This window comes from Rhizobium tropici CIAT 899 (assembly GCF_000330885.1).
Lineage (GTDB): Bacteria > Pseudomonadota > Alphaproteobacteria > Rhizobiales > Rhizobiaceae > Rhizobium > Rhizobium tropici.
Genome location: NC_020061.1, coordinates 38875 through 57243 on the forward strand (window position 1 = coordinate 38875; position 18369 = coordinate 57243).

An 18369-nucleotide genomic window follows, 5' to 3' on the forward strand; every position below is an offset into this window, starting at 1 on the left:
CATGACCATGCTTGCGAAATTGAAGGCCGCTGTCATTGCGGCTGGACTAGCCGTCTCGGCCGCGATACCGGCCGCCCATGCCGATGAACAATATTTCCCGCTGCAGAGCTATCGCGTCGGGCCCTATGCGGCCGGCGGCACAGGTTTCTTCGGTGGTTTTATCGATTATCTGAACCTCATCAACACGCGGAATGGCGGCGTCAACGGCGTCAAGCTCACCTGGTCGGAAGCGGAAACGCAATACGAGGTTGAACGCGGCGTCGAGGCCTACGAGCGTCTCAAGAGCAATCCGAATATTGCCGCCTGGAACCCGCTTTCCGTCGGTATCGCCTATGCCATGATCGACCGCATCACGCAGGACAAGGTGCCGTTGATCACCATCAACCATGGTCGCACGGATTCCACTGATGGCCGCGTTTTCCCCTATGTCTTTCCGCTGCTGCTCAATCCCTATAGCGAGACCTCGGGCATCGTGAACTACATCGCCTCGAAGCTCGGCGGTCTCGACAAGCTGAAGGGCAAGAAGATCGTCGTGCTGTATCACGGCTCGCCCTACGGCAAGGAAACGATCCCGATCTATGAACTCTTGTCGCAGAAATATGGCTTCGAACTGCAGCAGATCGAGGTGCCGCATCCCGGCAATGAGCAACAGGCGCAATGGCTGACGATCCGCCGCGCCAAGCCGGATTACGTCGTCCTGCGCGGCTGGGGTGTCATGAACCCGGTCGCCCTGAAAACCGCGGCCAAGACCGGCTTTCCTGCCGACCATATCATCGGCAATGTCTGGTCGAACTCGGAAGAGGACGTGATCCCGGCCGGCGACGCCGCGAAGGGATATACCGCCATCACGACCCAAGCCTCCGGCACGGAATATCCGATCGTCCAGGAGATCGTGAAGACGCTCTATGACAACGGCAAGGGCAATCTGGAAGACAAGAAGCGCATCGGCTCCGTCTATCATAATCTCGGTATCGTCAACGGTATCCTGAACGTCGAGGCGATCCGTATTGCCCAGGAAAAGTTCGGACATCGGACTCTGACGGGCGACGAGGTCCGCTGGGGCTTCGAGCACCTGCAGCTTGATCCGGCTCGCGTCGAGGCGCTCGGCGCCAAGGGCCTGTTCCATTCCATAAACGTCACCTGGGACAATCACGAGGGCAACGGCTACGTGACCTTCCAGCAGTGGGACGGCAAGAAGTGGAACGTCGTCTCCGATTGGATTGCGCCGGACTGGGCACTGCTCCGGCCGATCATCGAGAAATCCTCGGAAGCCTACGCCAAGGAAAAGGGCATCAAGTTGCGCACGTCCGAAGACGCACAGGCCGTGACGAACTGAGCCCGGTGGCTGGGCATCGGCAGCGCGGTCCTGCTGCTGTCTGCCGGTGCCCGGCTCGCATACGAAACCACACTGAGATTGGGTGGACCATGGCTGGAAAAGACGTTCTGCTGAGCGTGGACGGGATCAAAGCGACCTACAATGGAGCAATCACGGCGCTTCACGGTGTCAGCTTCACACTGCGCCGCGGCGAGATTCTGGCGCTGCTGGGTGCCAATGGCGCCGGCAAGACGACGACGCTCAAGGCGATTTCGAACCTGCTTCCAGCCGAGCGCGGCGAGATTACCGCCGGCGGCGTCCTGTACGAGGGCCGCGACGTCACCACTGCAACGCCGGCCGAATTGGTGCGCGCCGGCCTCGTGCAGGTCCTTGAGGGCCGGCATTGCTTCCGCAATTTGACCATCGAGGAAAATCTCGTTTCCGGCGGCCTTGGACGGAGCGGCTCGCGCTCCGAGATCGCCGCCGATCTGGAGAGAATATACACGATTTTTCCCCGACTAAAGGAGAAGCGCCGCGCGCTGGCCGGTCTTACCTCGGGCGGTGAACAGCAAATGGCGGCGATCGGCCGTGCGCTGATGTCGCGTCCAAAGCTTTTGGTGCTCGACGAACCGTCCATGGGGCTGGCGCCGATCGTCGTGCAGGACATTTTCCGGACGTTGCGGCGGCTGAATGTTGAAGGCGGTCTTTCCATTCTCGTTGCCGAACAGAATTCGGCGATCGCCCTGCGTTATGCCGACCGCGCGACAGTCCTCGAAAACGGCGCTGCAGTGCTTTCGGGAGATGCGGCCGAGTTGCGCGGACGCGACGACGTCAAGGCATTTTATCTCGGTCAGAAATCCACACCGGCATCCATACCCGCCACAACAAGCCTCCCACAGGCCTGATCGGCCGCCATCGTCAACCAGGAGAATCCATCATGACGCTCTCACAGGTCAATACCGAAAATGCCGTCAAGGCTGTGCCGGCGGTTCCTCGTCCGGCTGAGCCCGCCCATGTCATCAAGGACGATGCCGAGGCAATCGCTGTTGCCCGCCGGCTTGCGGCCGAATTCGTGAAGGACTCCGCCAAGCGCGATCGCGAACGCATTTGGCCCGTCGCCGAGTTGGATGCCTTTTCGCAAAGCGGCCTATGGTCGATCAATGTGCCAAAGGCCTTCGGCGGCCCGGAGGTTTCGTACGCCACGCTTGCAAAGGTCATCGAAATCATATCGGCGGCGGATTCATCGATCGGTCAGATCGCCCAGAACCATCTGGGGGTCGTCGCTGCCATCCGGACTGTATCGGATGTCGCCCAGCAGAAACTCCTGTTTGCCGAGGTGCTGAAAGGCACCCGTTTCGGCAACGCTTTTTCGGAATTCGGTTCCAAACGGGCGGTCGATTTCGAAACGCGCTTCAGCGATGCCGGCGACCACGTTGTCGTCAACGGGCGCAAGTTCTATTCCTCCGGCGCTCTGCTCGCGCATCTTGTGCCGATCGTCGCGCTCGATGACGAAGGGCGGGCCTGGTATGCGATTGCCGAGCGGGATGCGCGGGGGCTCACCGTCATCGATGACTGGTCCTCGTTCGGGCAGCGCACGACGCTGTCCGGCACCGTGCTGCTCGACAACGTCAAGGTGCCGAAGACCCATCTCGTGCCTGGATACAAGGGCTATGAAGTGCCGAGCGCAGATGGTGCGATCTTCCAGATCATCCAGGTTGCCGTCGACACCGGTATCGCACAGGCCGCCATTGACGAGACGGTCGCCTTCGTGCGCACCAAGAGCCGGGCATGGGTGGATAGCGGCCAGGATCATGCCTGGGAGGATCCCTATACAATCCAGGCCGTCGGCGACCTGACGCTGCGCCTGCATGCCGCGCAAGCGCTTTTGGAAAAAGCCGGCTATGCAATCGACCGCGCCGTACTGAACCCCAATGCGGAGACGGTCGCCGAAGCGCAGATCGTCACGGCCGAGGCCAAGATCCTATCGACCGAAATCGCGATTGCTGCGACCAACAAGCTGTTCGAACTCGCAGGCACTCGCTCAACACTCGCCGAGCACAACCTCGATCGCCATTGGCGCAATGCGCGCACCCATACGCTCCATGACCCCGTGCGCTGGAAATACGCCATTCTTGGAAGATATTTCCTGAATGGCGAAAATCCCCCGCTGCATGCGTGGAGTTGACGATCCGCAAAAGTCTCTTGCGCCGTCACGGCGTGAGAGACCTCAAGGTTCGTGGCAAAGTGAACCAAATGCGGCCTCTGCCAAACATATGTCGGAGGCGTTGACGAATAAGCCAATATGATCTGCATTATCAAAAGCCGGAGCAGCCGATGGCGCGCATGGATTCGTCTTCGCGCCGCATTTACCTCCTGGCGGCTTTGACGAATTCGTCGGAAAGGTCGTGCCGCTTTTGCAGGAGCGGGGCGTGTATCCGCACCGAAGGCGGAGAAGAGACGCTCCATGCCAACCTCGGCTTGCCTAAACAGTTGCCGGCGGCTGCCCCGTCAGGCTTGGCGGCGGTGATATGAATGATGACGGCCGCCGGCTGTTGCGAGATCGCCAGCGCTTTCGCTGCGACATCCGGCCCTTCGACACGAAAGGCTCTCCTTTTTAAGGGGGTACTTTGGTCAGGCGGCCGGTTCAACCGACAGTCGCTGTCGTGAGTCGGTTCAGAGATTGCTCATCTCGCCATCGAAACCGATTTTTATTGACACTTACCGGCCCCGCCACTGAGGTTCTAGCGCATTTGGCGCCACAGTTGACGATTTGGCACGGTTCTTGAGTCTCGCTTTGGGATCGATCACGGTGACAAGCGCATTGTCCCTTCCGAACCTCTCGCCGGCTCAAGACTCCACCTAGGAACCGCACGATGCAAAACTCGGCCATGAACACGGAATATCCAGCCATCTCAAACCGCGAAAAAGCATGCCTCGCATGGACTGCGAAAGGTAAATCATCGTGGGCGATCGGGAAGACATTGAGCATATCGGAGCACACGGTAAATTTTCATCTTAGGAATGCCATGCGAAAGCTAAACTGCAGCAGCAGAATGGCTGCTGCATTGAAAGCTGTTGAGCTCGGAATCATTGGATGGCATTAGGAATCTGTAATTCGCATCGGGAAGTGCAGGACTAACCGGAATTCGAGTAGAGGGTCGATGAACGAGAAATATCTTCCCATCGCACCAGCAGGTCAGAAGCTCAGAACGCAGGCGGAGCTCGCCTTAAACCCCCTCCGGCGGGGGGCGGGTATATTAACTTCTGCCTTATCGAATCGAGAAATGGGCAGGTCTCCCCGACTTATGAAACTATCTTGCGGCTATCAAGTTGGGCTTGAGGTCAATATTGCTGAACTCGTTCGAAGCTAAATAAGAGATCTTGCGCGGGGGGCGGATCACTGTCACGGGAAGCGGTTTAGGTATGCGAAAAGAACACGCCGGTACGCATGCGAGATGCTCGCCTCGGATCTGGCGACGAAGCAGTTCACTCCCTTTGTCATAAGACTGAGGCGGGTATGGATGCGCCCGAGCTTCTCTAGCGAGGGTGACGGCTCGGAGGAACAATCCCGCCCACTCCTCGGAATTCTCGTGCTTGCACCGTGTCCAGTCGTCATTTGAGGCCGCCATGGGCAAGACCTGCAACGAGATAACGCTGCAGGAAGAGTGCCACCAGATAGACTGGTGCGATGCCCGCGAGAGAAGCAGCCGCCATCTGTCCGAAATTGACCAGCCGATCCCCCTGGAAGAGCGAGATGCCGACGGGAAGCGTGCGCGTCTCGTCGGAAAAGGTGAAGGCGGAGGCAAAGAGGAACTCGTTATAGGCGAGGACCGAGACAATGATCAGCGTCGCCACGATGCCTGGCACAATGATCGGCACGACGATATGGACAAGGATCCGGAAGGGGCCGGCTCCGTCGACTGCTGCCGCCTGTTCAATCTCCAGCGGCATGCGCCGGAGAAAAGGCGTGAGAAGCCAGAAGGCGACGGGAATATTGGCAAAGCCGTAGAGCATCACAAGTCCGGCATGCGTGTTGAGGAGCCCGGTTGCCTTGAGAAGATAGAACAGGGGAATCAGAGCCACGATCGGTGGCGCCATGTAGCTCGACAGAGTGAGATCACCGAGCCACTTGCCACCGATGCCGAGTCGCAGCACGGCGTAGGCGGCGGGGAGGGTGAGCAGCAACGTCAGGGCGCCGGCGAGCAGCGATACGGCAACGGAGTTGGCTATGAATCCTGAAAGACAGGCAGCCTCGAAGGCGGCCGGCCAATTGTCGAGCGTCGGGCTTGTCGGCAGGAAGTGCCCGCTCAGCACGTCGTCTTTGGTCTTGAAAGAAACCGAGATGAGATACGCGATCGGCAGAGTGAAGAAGATGAAGATCGGCGCGGTCGCGGCAACGAGCAGAATGTCGGAGCGGTTGATCTTCATGCGTCTTTCCTCTCGAGATGCTGGTGAATGCGGATGACGGGCCAGAGCACTGCGCCAATTACCAGACTATAGATCAGGGTCTCGGCGGCGGCGCGGGCGACATCGAACTGTTCCAATGCGCGGCGATAGATGGAGAAGCCGGTCGTCGTAGTGGCAAAGCCCGGACCGCCGAACGTCAGGACATAGACGAGGTCGAAGACCTTGAAGGAGAGAATGAGCTTCAGGAGATAGATTGAGGAGAGCGGCGCCGCCACGAGCGGAAGCGTGATGTGCCAGAAGCGTTGCAGAGGTGATGCTCCATCAATGATCGATGCCTCGTGGACGCCTTCGGGAATGGTCGAAAGGGCGGCGAAGCTAAGGATGACGACGAAGGGCGTCCATTGCCAGACATCGGCAACCGCGATCGCGAACCAGGCAAAGACAGGATCGCCCAGGAAGCTTACGGGCGCGTCGACAATGCCAAGGTTCAGGAGCACCCCGTTCAGGAGCCCTCCGGCCGGCGCGAGGATCAACTTCCATGCGACTCCCACCATCACCGGCGGCGTCATGAGCGGCAGCAGGATCAGGCTTACCAGGAACCGTCCGGCCTTCAGGAGCTGGCTGAAGAGCAAGGCGATCAAAAAGCCGATAGCCAGCTGGGTACTCGCCGTGATGAAAGCATAGGCGATGCTCTTGGTCAGAGAGGTCACAAACAGCGGATCCTGGAGGACGTCCCGCACATGTCGCAATCCGACAAAGCTGCGGAAGGGTTTCCCGAGCGTGCTTTTGCTGAGCGCAAGGGCCACCAGGAAGAGTGTGGGATAGACCAGGGTCGAGGCGAGCCCGAGCAAGATCGGAGAGATCCACAGCCAACCGATGACCCGGTGTGCCGAAATACCGTGATCTGCCGTCGTTGAGGCGGCGCGTCTTCGAGCGGGGGGGAAATCGATCGCAGTCATGTCATCGTGCCTGTGGTCTTCGTCGTTCTTCTCTGGAAAGGCGTGCCCCCTCGGCCGCGAGCCACGCCTTTGGGACTGGTGTACGACGTCCGCAGGTGGGCCGGGGCTCAATGATCAGCCATTGGCTTCGATGATGTTCGTCCAGGACTTATGGGCATCGGCGATCGCCTGTTCGGCACTTTTGGTCCCGGCAAGGGCGAGGGAGAGTTCATCGGTCAGCGCGTTTTCCAGCTTCGGGGCATAAACGGCCGTGGGCCAGGCGAGGCTGTTTTCAAGTGCACCGTCTGCCAGCAGCGGCTGGACGAGCGGCTGGAAGGCCTTGAACTTTTCGGAGTTAAGGCCGGAGTGACGGTCGGGATCGATACCGGAGCCGGTCAGCGTGAGCAGTTGTTCGTGGTAGCCCTTGCTGGTCGCGAGCTTGATCAGTTCCCAGGCGACGTCCTTGTTCTTCGACCCGCTGGTGATTGCGAAGCCGAAACCGGCGTTGAAGGCAAGACGCGGTGTCTTGTTGGCGCCACCGACTGGAATGCGGGTGACGCCCCACTTGTCGACGATCTTCGAGCCCTTGGGATCCTGGGCGTAGCCGCCGAGGTCAGTCCAAAAGTCGATCTGGGCGGCCTTACCGCTGAGGAAGGCGGGTAGACCTTCCTCGAAGCGCGTCTCGAGCGGCGTCGGCAATGCATGCGGTGCGGATGCGAGGAGCGACTTCAGCGCCTCCACGGCTTCGGCGCTGTCGAGGGCCGAGGTGCCGTCTGCTTTCAGGAAGTTGCCGCCAAAGCCGGTGAGGCGGTTGGCATAGGTCGACAGGATGATCACCGGGATCTTCGCGCCCAGGACTGCAGCACCGTAGATACCGTTCTTGGATTCCGCGTCGGTGATGATCTTGGCGTTTTCATTGTATTCGTCCCAGGTCGTTGCTGGCTTGAGGCCATAACGATCGAAGAGTTCCTTGTTGTAGAACAGAAGGTGGCTGTCGCCGTCATAAGGCAGGCCATAGCGACGGCCTTCATGCAGCGTGTACTGGTCATAGATCGTCTGGATGAAGTCGTCGGGTTGGATTTCCGCCTTGTCTTTCTCGATCAAGTCAGTGACGTCCTCGATCACGCCGTCCTCGGCCAACTGGCCCTTGTAGGTATAGAAATAGTCGATGACGTCGAATTCACCGGCTCCAGATTGAAAGTCGAGGGTCGCCTTGACGCTGACCTGGTCGTAGGGAACGGCGGTTACGTTGACCCTCGCACCCGTAAGCTTCTCGAAATCCTCGGAGATCTTCTTGCCTGTGACGACATGCGGCTGAATGATCAGGAGATTGAGGGTGTGTCCGGCGAACCGATTGCCTGCGGCCAGGGCGGAGGACAAGACGCCCGATGAGAGAAGAGGAAGCGCTCCTGATGCCAGCATGGTCTTCAAGACCGTGCGGCGGCGATATGCTTGGTCGATGATGGGGTCGGACATGAATTGATCCTCGGTTGCGATGGTGCGGGCCGCAGGAATGACCACGGAGCGGTATTCCGTGTGGCACCCGCGTCGGCCTTTGGGGGATCATTCGCCAGATAACTCCTGCCGTTAACCAACAGGAATTTAAAGTACACAAAAAACATAGAATTTCTTTTCGGCGCGACGCTTCGAGCGGCTAGAGCCGAAGTGGCGACGCACGAGCGGATGCTGTCAAATAAGGCCGATCAGCGCGATAACCGAGACGAGAGCCATTCACTGCCCATCAAACTCCGAGAAAAAAATTCCACGAAATAGTCTATAAAAAACATATAATAACTGTTAAATATGTGCAGTGTCTGGATGCTTCGGGGCCAAGCCTGAAATTCGGATGGGATCGAGGAATGACCAAGCAGATACATTTCAACGCCTTCGACATGAACTGCGTGGGTCACCAGTCGCCCGGGCTTTGGGCGCATCCCCGGGACAGATCCTGGAAATACAAGGATCTGGACTACTGGCAAGGTCTTGCGAGGACGCTCGAAAAGGGGGTCTTCGATGGCATCTTCATCGCTGACGTGATCGGCTACTACGACGTCTACAAGGGCAACAACTACCACGCCATCCAACAGGCGGCGCAGATTCCGGTTAATGATCCGATCCAACTCGCGGTCCCGATTGCGCTAGCCACCGAACATCTCGGCATCGGCATCACCGCCTCGATCTCGTTTGAGCACCCCTATCCCTTCGCACGGCGTCTGGCCACCGCCGACCACCTGACAAAGGGGCGCGTCGGCTGGAATATCGTGACCTCCTATCTGGAGAGCGGTGCCAAGAACATTGGACAAGGCGGATTGCGTGCGCATGATAACCGCTACGAAGTGGCGAGCGAATATCTCGAGGTCATCTACAAGCTCCTTGAGGGTTCCTGGGAAGAAGGTGCCGTACTGCGCGACCGCGAGAAACGCATCTTTACCGATCCGTCGAAGGTGCACGAGATCGGCCATAAGGGCCGCTTCTTCGAAGTGCCGGGCTACGCCCTGACCGAGCCGTCGCCGCAGCGTACCCCGGTGCTCTATCAGGCCGGTGCTTCCGGGCCGGGCAAGCAATTCGCGGCGGAGCATGCAGAATGCGTCTTCGTTGCGGCACAGACCAGGACCATTCTGAAGAACTATGTGCGTGATGTCCGGCTGCGGGCGGCGACCGTCGGGCGCGATGCGTCGAAGTTCCGCATCTACAATCTGATGACCGTCATCGTGGACGAAACCGACGAGAAGGCGCGCGCCAAATTCCGCGACTATCTCGATTACGTTTCCTATGATGGCTCGCTGGTTTTCATGTCCGGCTGGACAGGCGTCGACTTTTCGCGCTACGCACCGGACGACCTCGTGCGCAAGGTCGAGACCAACGCCATCCACTCGGCGATCGAGAGCCTTTCGGAAGGCGATCCGAATAAGCGCTGGACGATCAGGGAGCTCGCCGAATGGGGCGGTATCGGCGGTATGGGACCGGTGGTCGTGGGATCGCCCTCCACCATAGCCGACGAGCTGCAGGCCTGGGTTGAGGAGACCGACGTTGACGGCTTCAACCTCGCCTATGCCGTAACTCCCGAGACCTTTGAGGATATCGTCGGCTATCTGGTGCCGGAACTACAGAAGCGCGGGGTCTATCCGACCGGCTATCGCCCCGGAACGCTGCGGGAGAAGCTGTTCGGCGAGGGACCCCATTTGCCCAAGGCCCATCCGGCCGACCGTTACCGCGACATCGAATCCTTCAAACGCAACCAGGCAATTACGCTGGCCAATGCCAGCTGAGGTCCTTAACCGACGAGGTTTTTCCTTATGGGAAGCATCACCGAGACCAAGATTGATCACAGCGTCCATCCGCGCGTCAATTCAACAGACCCATTGTCGCCCCGTCCGCGCCCGGTCAAGCCGGCGCATGTGATCAGGAGCGAAGAGGAGGCTATCCAGATAGCCGAGAAGCTGGCCGCGAGCTTCAAGGTCGGGGCGGCGCTGCGTGACCGGGAGGGACTGCTTCCGATCGCCGAGCTCGACGCGTATTCGCAAAGCGGTCTCTGGAGCATCAACGTGCCGAAAGCTTATGGCGGTCCGGAAGTCTCCTATGCCACGCTCGCAAAGGTGATCGCCATCATCGCTGCGGCCGATCCGGCCATCGCGCAGATCACTCAGAACCATCTGGCGATCGTCGCGACCGTCGATCTCGACGGCACGGAAGGGCAGAAGAAACTGTTCTTCGGCTGGGCGCTCGAAGGGATCCGTTACGGCAACGCCTTCTCCGAACTGAAGAGCAAGACCGTCGCCGATTTCGAGACCAAGGTCGTTCATGATGGCGACGACGTGGTCGTCAACGGAGAGAAATTCTACACGACTGGCGCGCTCCTTGCCCATATCGTGCCGATCGTCGGCGTCGACGAGACTGGCCAGGGCTATCTCGTCTTTGCCGACCGCGACGCCCCCGGTCTCACCGTCACCAACAACTGGTCGAGCTTCGGTCAGCGCACCACCGCGTCGGGTTCGGTTAAGATCGAAAACGTGCGCGTGCCTAAGGCTCGGGCGCTGAAGGTCACCTCTTTCGACCATCCGACAGTCGGCGGCCCTGTCTCGCAGATCATCCAGTCGGCGATCGATGTCGGCATCGCCCGGGGCACGATCGACGATACGATCGAGTTCGTCAGCAAGTATAGCCGGCCTTGGATCGACAGCGGCAAGGCGACCGCCGGCGAAGACCTCTTCACCATTGCCCAGATCGGCGACCTGAAGATCAAGCTGCATGCGGCCGAAGCGCTGCTAGAGATCGCCGGGCACGCCATCGATGTGGCGCGCGCCAATCCGACGCTGGAGACGGTCTCGGAAGCAACGATCAAGACAGGCGAGTCCAAGGTTCTGACGACGGAGATTGCGATCCTGTCAACGAACAAGCTGTTCGAACTTGCAGGAACCCGCTCGACCCTCGCCGAGCACGGACTTGACCGCCACTGGCGCAATGCCCGCGTCCATACGCTGCATGATCCAGTGCGCTGGAAGTTCTACCATGTCGGCAATTATTATCTGAACCGCGTCCACCCGCCGCGCCACGCCTGGAACTGACCCCAAGATGAGCACAAATGATCGCAAGCTGCACCGGGATGCAGCGCTCACCGCCGGCCGTCCCGCGCCGCGCATAGCCGCGCGCGGGGGCCTGGCCCATGTCATCCGCGATGATGCGGAGGCCATCCAGATCGCGACGGACCTTGCGCTTGAATTCGCGGTCGGTGCCGCTCAGCGCGACCGCGAACGACGCCTTCCGCTTGCGGAGATCGACCGCTTCTCGCAAAGCGGTCTCTGGGCAATCACCATCCCGAAGGAATATGGCGGCGCCGGCGTCTCTGCGGTGACGCTGGCCGAGGTCACCGCCATCATCTCGGCTGCGGACTCTTCAATCGGGCAGATCCCGCAAAATCATTTCTACATGGTAGAGGCGCTGCGACTGACCGGCAGCGAGGAGCAGAAGCAGCACTATTTCCGGGGCGTGCTGCAGGGTGACCGTCTTGGCAACGCCTTCACAGAGATCGGCACGAAGACGCCGGTCGACTTTAAGACGCATTTCGCCGAGCGCGACGGAAAACTCTATCTGAACGGCCAGAAGTTTTACGCGACCGGCTCACTGTTCGCCCATATCGTCGTCGCTGTGGCGAAGGGACCGAATGGCCGCGTCCATTTGGTCTTCATGGACCGGGCTGCTCCGGGGCTCGGCTTCGTCGACGACTGGTCGTCCTTCGGGCAGCGTTCGACAGGGAGCGGGACCGTCACCTTCGACGACGTCGAGGTGGCGCCGTTTCAGATCGTTGACCATGATGGAAGCTTCGAACAGCCGACGCCGATGGGTCCTTTTGCGCAGATAATCCATGCTGCTGTGCAAGTCGGCATCGCGCGCGGGGCGCTCGCGGAGACGATTTCCTACGTTCGTGCCCATGCACGGCCATTTTTTGAACTGACGATCGAGCACGGTTATGAGGATCCGCACACCATACATGGCGTCGGCGACGTCGCGATCAGAGTGCATGCGGCCGACGCGCTGCTCAAAAGGGCGGGGCGGATCATCGACCGCGCCATCGCAGAACCGACGGCGGCGAGCGTAGCGCAGGCATCCGTTGCTGTCGCGGAGGTTAAGGCGCTCGGGACGGAAGTGGCACAGCTTGCCGCCACCAAGCTTATCGAGTTCGGTGGTGCGCGCTCGACGCTCGAAGGCTATGGGCTCGACCGCTTTTGGCGTAATGCCCGCACGCATTCCCTGCATGATCCGGTGCGCTGGAAATATCACCATATCGGAAACTTCTATCTGAATGGCATCCTGCCCCCGCGGCATGGCGCCCTCTGATTTTCAGATTACCTATCGAATTCTGTGGAGATCCGAATGAGATCGCCTTGGCGCTCTGATATCGGTGACGGGTCTGGCCTATGGTACAAACGACCCTGCGCACCGGATAAACGTCTCCGCAGGTAAGATGACACTCTTTCCGGAGCGACCCGACGATTTCCTGAACTGCTCGCAGAGTGTTCGACCGAGGTTGCCGACGAAAGACTGATCGGTCGAGATGGCCTGCCTTATCCCTGGCGTTCCGTTTTCGGTGACTATGTGGCTGCCCGACTGCGCCCCTTGATCGCAGAGGGTCGGATCGTGCACTGCCGAGCCACAATCCAGACAGTTGGCCGAGACGGTCAGGAATATCGCTTGCAGGCTGCCGACTGATCCGAGATTCGAGCCGATTTCCTGGTCCTTGCCGTCAGCCATCCGCCGCCGGCTTTGCCCACGTCCTCGTGCCGTTGCGCGGAGACGGCAAACTCGTCATGGATGTCACGGTCGCTGGTGCGCTGGCCCCATCGCGGCGACCGACCATGTGCTGATTATCGGGAACGGACGGACCGGGCAGACGTCGTGGCATCGCTGAAGCGTCGCGGACGTTATGGCCACATCATCCATCTCTCGGCGCGGTCTTCGTTCGCGCGGGCACAGCCGGCCGGACAGGAGGCGCTGGGCGATCTCGTGACGGAACCCGCAATGACGGCGAGCCGCCTCTTGCGGCACGTGCGCACAGCGGACAGGAAGGCTGAGGCCAAGGGACTGTCCTGGCACTGTGTGCTCGATGCTGTTCGCTTGCAGGGACAAGAAGTGTGGGCCGCTTTGCCGATGGCCGAACGCCGGCCGATCGCCCGCCATGTCAGGCCGTTCTGGGACGTCCACCGCTTCCGCATCCGCCGCAGGTGGAGGATGTCATCAATGATGAGCTCTCCAGCGGCAAACTTGAGATCCTCGCCGCTTCAGTAGCGGCGGTTGAGAGAACCGGCTCCAGCTTCAAGGTGAGCCTACGACAACGGCACAGGCGAGATAGTCGGGAAATCATGGTCGAGGCCATCGTCGTGACAACAGGGCCGGGGCATGGCGCTATTCTCGAGAGCCAGGACTTTTTACGCGACCTTAGCGTCGCCGGCCTCCTGCAGCCCTGCCCGACGTGGCTCGGTATCGCCTGCAATGGTAAAGCACATTCGATCTCTCGAGGGAGTGAAGCCGTGTCTAATGTGCTCATTGCCGGCCCCTTGGCCGAGGAACCTCTGGTGAACTGATGGGTCTGCCCCAGGTCACCGAACACGCCGTGTTCGGTGCGAACCGTATCAGACAGACACTTACTGATCACTTCGGTCACTAAGACCGCCGCAAGAGAACCGATCTTTTCGAAAGCCGCACGATAGTTGGAAGAAAATTGCTTATGAAAACTATAGAATTTAATAATATCGAGAAAATCTGTAACGGTTCTGCCGCTTTTGACAGGAATGGGAATGACGGTAATCGATAGGCCTCTCGACTTTCTTTGGTTCATCCCTTCGTCCGGTGACGGTGCGTATCTGGGGTCGGACGATCTCAGCCGCCCGGCGGATCCCGCCTATTTCCGCGAAATCGCGAAGGCTGCCGACCGGCTGGGATATTCCGGCGTGCTTATCCCAACGGGGGCGGCGTGCGAAGAATCCTTCATTCTGGCCGCCGATCTCGCCGCCCATACCGAGCGACTGAAATTTCTGGTGGCCATTCGGCCGGGTACGGCATCGCCGGCTTATTATGCGCGCCTTGCCGCGACGCTCGACCGCGTTTCCAATGGCCGCCTGCTGATTAACATCGTGGTCGGCGGCAGTGCCCAGGAGCTCGCCGGTGACGGCATTTTCCTGCCGCATGACGAACGCTACGATCATGCGGGCGAGTTCTTCCAGGTGTTCAACTCGCTGGTCGAGACCGGAAAGGCCAACCTCGACGGCAAGTATATCAAGGCCATCGATGCGAGACTTGGCCTGCCGCCTATACAGGAACCGCGCCCTCCGCTCTATTTCGGCGGATCGTCCGACGCTGCAATTGCGTTTTCCGGCGGTATCACCGACAAGTACCTGACCTGGGGCGAACCGCCGGCGCAAGTGGCAGAGAAGATTGCCAAGGTCCGCCAGGCCGCCGCGGCGAAGGGCAAGCACGTCAGCTTCGGCATCCGTCTTCACTTCATCGTTCGCGAGACCGATGAAGAGGCCTGGGCCGCGGCCGACCGGCTGATTTCCAAGCTTTCCGACGAAACGATTGCCGCAGCGCAGGAAGTGTTCGCGAAGAGCTCGGATTCGGTCGGCCAGGCGCGCATGGTCGCCCTGCATCAGGGACGCCGCGAAAAGCTCGAAGTCTCTCCCAATCTCTGGGCGGGGATTGGTCTCGTCCGCACGGGTGCGGGGACCGCACTGGTCGGATCTCCGAAGACCATCGCGGAACGTCTCCGGGAATATCAGGAGCTCGGGATCGATACCGTCATCGCCTCCGGCTATCCGCACCTGGAAGAAGCCTACCGGGTTTGCGAGTTGCTCTTCCCCGAAATAGGCCTGCCCGGCCCTCATGGGCAGATCCGCTCCGCATTCGGCGAACACCGGGTCTTTGGGGGAGGCGGACATGGCGGAAACGTGAAGATCGCATCCGCCTCCTGAAGAATTTACCGGCGAGCTCCTCCTGTCTGGAAGGAGCGCACAATGGCTGCCGCTGGGAGCCGAACCAGAAACCGACGCGGGCGGAGAAGTCGATCCACGGGCCCCGTTGGGATCTTTCATTAGACCTCGTTATTTAGGAGGAGACGGCCGTTTCAGAAGAGTGATTGACTCTAACGCCCCAAATCGCATGGGAAAGGTCGGCTTGCGCTAAATATTGCCTGCGGGCTACCCTCGACAACAGACTGTAGTCTCGTGTCCACCTCGCTCAAATGACCGACGTCTGAGCCGATCAATTCGAAGAGGTGATGGTTCAAGAAGCTGTAGAGATCAGCCGCTAGCCGGGCTGCCTCTTCTCCAAGGCAGGCCAGGTCGTAGATTCGATTGCCAGACCGGGCCTCGACCGTATGCCACAAAAGCGCCTTGCTGACGGAAATGGCGATAACATCCAGGCAAGGAAGACTGACGCCGTCGCTGACATCGAGCTGTACGGTCGCGGAAAACGATGAGTTAAAGCGGCACCTTCCATTTTCCCTATGGAAGGAGGGGTGCAAAGAAACCAGGCTGGTATGTTCGAACGCGCTCAAACATCAGAGCTCACGTGCTACCAGAAAATTCAATCCGGTAGCCACGCGCAATCAATCCAGTGCCGTTCATACCGTTTCGCGAATTCTGTCATCTCCCGGACATTCGCTTGAGGGGTTTGGCAGGCGCGGGCGCAGGTGGTGACCACATCCCGGTAAAAAGTAGGGGAGACCGGCCGAATGCCCTCGTAGTTCATGATCAGGTCGGGAAGGCGCTCCGCGATTGCCTCGCCACGGCGCGCCATGACAACGGTCGGCGGCGTTCCATATGCATTGATCAAGACGTATCGCCAGCTCGGATCTGCCTCTCCCTGCGCGGGAACGAGTTCACAAGGACAAGCATCACCAGCGCCGGAAATCTCCTGATAGATCGCGTCGAGCGCCTGTGCTTTTCTGGCGATCAGGACGTAAGGTCCCGAAGGAGTGTAGCCGCCCATCCGCTCGTCATACGCGACGCCCAACAGGCGTGAAAGGTCGTAGCGGGCCGTTCTGTCCAGGGAGGAGCGTTCCGAGAGAAACCATTGGAGTTGTCGCAGGGTAACGCCGACCGTAGCCGCAATCTCTTTCGGCGGATTGGGCCAGCAGGCGACCAGATTTTTGGCGATTTCCGCCGTATTGTCGTGCTCTTCATAAGCTGGAAACTCGTCATCATCGTCCATGTCGCCTAATGGCTCCTCTCCCGAAAGCAGCCAGGTTCTGCCGCATAAGTTGTCATGGTGAAAATAACGCGGCCGATCGGGCGGCAGCGAGATCTCCCAGGATGACAGCCATGGACCGACTTCCCAATCGACGTCTTCGAGGGGAATGGATGGCGGGGTGCGCATTGGCAACTCCAGCCACCGCTCGATGTTCTCGAGTTTTCGGTTGCTGAGCCTGCGAGGACCCCGGCCGGCCCTCCAGTCGTGATCCTTATGTGCATCGCGGCAAAGGGCCTCGACGGACGCGGCCAGAGACGGATCAACCGGGTCGTGCTTCTTCAAGTACCCCTCCGCAGAGATTATGACTCTTTGACTGGATAGGCCTTGTGGAGTTTTTCACGGGCTTTTTCGGTGGTGAACATCCATTGGATTTGTGCCCTTTGCGCGTTTCTCTGCTGCTGCCAAGCATTGATCTCTGCAATCATCCTGTGTTTGTCGTCGATCCTGCGGTCGAGGCATTGGCTTTTCAAAACGCCAATCTCGATCTCGACCATATTCAGCCAACTTGCGTGTTTCGGCGTGTGGTGGAATTCAAGCCGCTTGAGCACACGACGGGCTTCGGCGGCAGGAAACGCGTCGTATAGCGCGCCGGGTGAATGGGTAGAGAGATTGTCCATAACAACACGAATGGTCTTTGCGTCAGCATAGTCAATGTCGACCAGTTCGCGCATGCACTCGGCGAAGTCCTTGTTGGTGCGCCGATCGGTGACCTTCACCCGCCGCCATGGCTGATGCGCGTCCAAGAAAACGAAAAGATTGACGGTGCCATTGCGGCGATATTCACAATCGTAGCGCAAGGGCTGCATCGGCTTTGCAGAAATGGGGTCCCGCGCCTCGCCAATCAGTTGGACCGGGCTTTCGTCAAAGCAGACAACCGGCCTTTGCGGGTCTGGGGCTTCGGCATACAGGTCCAGGACGTCTTCCATTCGGGCGACATATTCCCCGTCGACCTTGGGAATGCACCACATGTCTTTTCGCCATGGCTTGAGATGATTTTCACCAAGCCTTCGGCGCACGGTCTCGCAGGAGATCTGCGCGTGATCGGTCAGCTTGATCATCTCGTCAGCCAGAAGCTCAAGCGTCCAACGTGCCCGGCCGGGCGGCGGAGTTGAGCAAGCCGTCGCCACCAGCAGTGCTTCCTCCTTGGCTGATAGTTTGCGGGCAACGCCGGGCCGTGGCTCCTCACTCAACGCGCCTTCGAGATTGGCCTCTACCAGGCGGCGCTTGGTGCGATAGATGGTCGATCCGCTGACATTCAAAGTCGCAGCGATGACCTCGTCGCTCACACCCTCATTCGCCGCCAACAGGATTTGTGCACGCTTGAGCCTGCGCGCCGAGTGACGGCCACCGCTCAAAAGAGCGTTCAGTTGCTCACGTTCAAGCTGGTTGAGTTCCACATGATATCTTATATTCATTTGAGCCTCCTGATGCGATGAAACACAGGTTAAACTCAAATGAATCAAACGTTTGGCAAAGAGCCTCCTGCCGGAGCGCCACAGTTCACGCAGCTGCAGGGCCAATACCTGGCCTTCATTTATGCCTACACCAGGATCTTCAAACGCTCCCCGGCAGAAGCGGACATGCGTCGCCACTTTGAGGTGACCGCACCGTCTGTACACCAGATGGTGATAACCCTGGAAAAGGCCGGTCTCATTCAACGCCAGCCTGGAGAAGCGCGAAGCATTCAATTGCTCGTACAACCCGAAGCGCTGCCAATCTTGCGATAGCTCAACCCGTCAGAATCTCTGCGGAACGGTACTAGAAGCATCCTGGGCCGAGCGCAACGATGCGGGTACCGTTTTGTCCGTGGTGTCGGCAACCTCAAGTCGGATTCCGATTTTAGTGAGATCCGCCGCCAGCGATGGATCGGCCTGCATAAGATAGATGGTGTAACGGGCGGATCCCAGCCAGGCGAGTTTGAAGGCTTGGTGGTCGTCCCTCACAATGATGGTGTCGCGGAGTCAGGAG

15 protein-coding genes are annotated in these 18369 nt (G+C 59.4%); 10 read left to right on the forward strand and 5 right to left on the reverse strand.

Annotation, left to right across the window (positions count from 1 at the left end; genetic code table 11):
* The first annotated feature begins 1 nt into the window (after position 1).
* The 4 genes from RTCIAT899_RS19845 to RTCIAT899_RS32155 all read left to right on the forward strand — a co-directional run bounded on the left by RTCIAT899_RS19845 (position 2) and on the right by RTCIAT899_RS32155 (position 4419).
* Positions 2-1336 (forward strand): ABC transporter substrate-binding protein, encoded by a 1335-nt coding sequence (locus RTCIAT899_RS19845; protein ID WP_004119939.1) that lies wholly within the window; start codon positions 2-4, stop codon positions 1334-1336.
* Between the two features lie 89 nt (positions 1337-1425).
* Entirely contained in the window at positions 1426-2220 is a 795-nt protein-coding gene (locus RTCIAT899_RS19850) for an ABC transporter ATP-binding protein (protein ID WP_004119942.1), read from the forward strand.
* 32 nt (positions 2221-2252) lie between these two features.
* Entirely contained in the window at positions 2253-3500 is a 1248-nt protein-coding gene (locus tag RTCIAT899_RS19855; RefSeq protein WP_004119945.1) for an SfnB family sulfur acquisition oxidoreductase, read from the forward strand.
* A gap of 703 nt (positions 3501-4203) precedes the next feature.
* Positions 4204-4419, forward strand: a complete 216-nt coding sequence (locus tag RTCIAT899_RS32155; protein WP_240535459.1) for a response regulator transcription factor — start codon at positions 4204-4206, stop codon at positions 4417-4419.
* A 508-nt stretch (positions 4420-4927) separates the two neighbouring features.
* Here RTCIAT899_RS32155 and RTCIAT899_RS19860 read toward each other — a convergent pair.
* The 3 genes from RTCIAT899_RS19860 to RTCIAT899_RS19870 all read right to left on the reverse strand — a co-directional run bounded on the left by RTCIAT899_RS19860 (position 4928) and on the right by RTCIAT899_RS19870 (position 8136).
* Positions 4928-5743, reverse strand: coding sequence for a carbohydrate ABC transporter permease (locus tag RTCIAT899_RS19860; protein WP_004119950.1), 816 nt, complete (start codon positions 5741-5743; stop codon positions 4928-4930).
* A complete protein-coding gene (locus RTCIAT899_RS19865; RefSeq protein WP_015341969.1) occupies positions 5740-6681 on the reverse strand; it encodes a carbohydrate ABC transporter permease in 942 nt (313 codons plus the stop codon). Before RTCIAT899_RS19865 ends, RTCIAT899_RS19860 begins: the two co-directional genes overlap by 4 nt.
* Positions 6682-6795: 114 nt before the next feature.
* The gene (locus tag RTCIAT899_RS19870; RefSeq protein WP_004119956.1) at positions 6796-8136 is read right to left on the reverse strand and encodes an ABC transporter substrate-binding protein; all 1341 of its coding nucleotides are present in this window, start codon (positions 8134-8136) and stop codon (positions 6796-6798) included.
* A 383-nt stretch (positions 8137-8519) separates the two neighbouring features.
* On the opposite strand from RTCIAT899_RS19870, the gene RTCIAT899_RS19875 reads away from it, so the two are divergent.
* The 6 genes from RTCIAT899_RS19875 (at position 8520) to ssuD (ending at position 15122) form a co-directional block, all read left to right on the forward strand.
* Positions 8520-9929, forward strand: coding sequence for an LLM class flavin-dependent oxidoreductase (locus tag RTCIAT899_RS19875; RefSeq protein WP_004119959.1), 1410 nt, complete (start codon positions 8520-8522; stop codon positions 9927-9929).
* A gap of 27 nt (positions 9930-9956) precedes the next feature.
* Complete coding sequence (locus RTCIAT899_RS19880; RefSeq protein ID WP_004119961.1) at positions 9957-11225, forward strand: SfnB family sulfur acquisition oxidoreductase; 1269 nt, start codon at positions 9957-9959, stop codon at positions 11223-11225.
* 7 nt (positions 11226-11232) lie between these two features.
* The gene (locus RTCIAT899_RS19885) at positions 11233-12495 is read left to right on the forward strand and encodes an SfnB family sulfur acquisition oxidoreductase (protein ID WP_004119965.1); all 1263 of its coding nucleotides are present in this window, start codon (positions 11233-11235) and stop codon (positions 12493-12495) included.
* A gap of 64 nt (positions 12496-12559) precedes the next feature.
* Positions 12560-12703, forward strand: a complete 144-nt coding sequence (locus tag RTCIAT899_RS34590) for an FAD/NAD(P)-binding protein (protein ID WP_157385366.1) — start codon at positions 12560-12562, stop codon at positions 12701-12703.
* 586 nt (positions 12704-13289) lie between these two features.
* Entirely contained in the window at positions 13290-13739 is a 450-nt protein-coding gene (locus RTCIAT899_RS33160) for an FAD/NAD(P)-binding protein (protein WP_135488289.1), read from the forward strand.
* A 213-nt stretch (positions 13740-13952) separates the two neighbouring features.
* Positions 13953-15122 (forward strand): FMNH2-dependent alkanesulfonate monooxygenase, encoded by a 1170-nt coding sequence (gene ssuD, locus RTCIAT899_RS19895; RefSeq protein WP_004119972.1) that lies wholly within the window; start codon positions 13953-13955, stop codon positions 15120-15122.
* A gap of 613 nt (positions 15123-15735) precedes the next feature.
* On the opposite strand, the gene RTCIAT899_RS19900 is transcribed toward ssuD, so the two are convergent.
* Complete coding sequence (locus tag RTCIAT899_RS19900) at positions 15736-16683, reverse strand: hypothetical protein (protein ID WP_240535456.1); 948 nt, start codon at positions 16681-16683, stop codon at positions 15736-15738.
* A gap of 17 nt (positions 16684-16700) precedes the next feature.
* The gene (locus RTCIAT899_RS19905; RefSeq protein ID WP_015341970.1) at positions 16701-17816 is read right to left on the reverse strand and encodes an IS630 family transposase; all 1116 of its coding nucleotides are present in this window, start codon (positions 17814-17816) and stop codon (positions 16701-16703) included.
* Between the last annotated feature and the right edge of the window lie 553 nt (positions 17817-18369).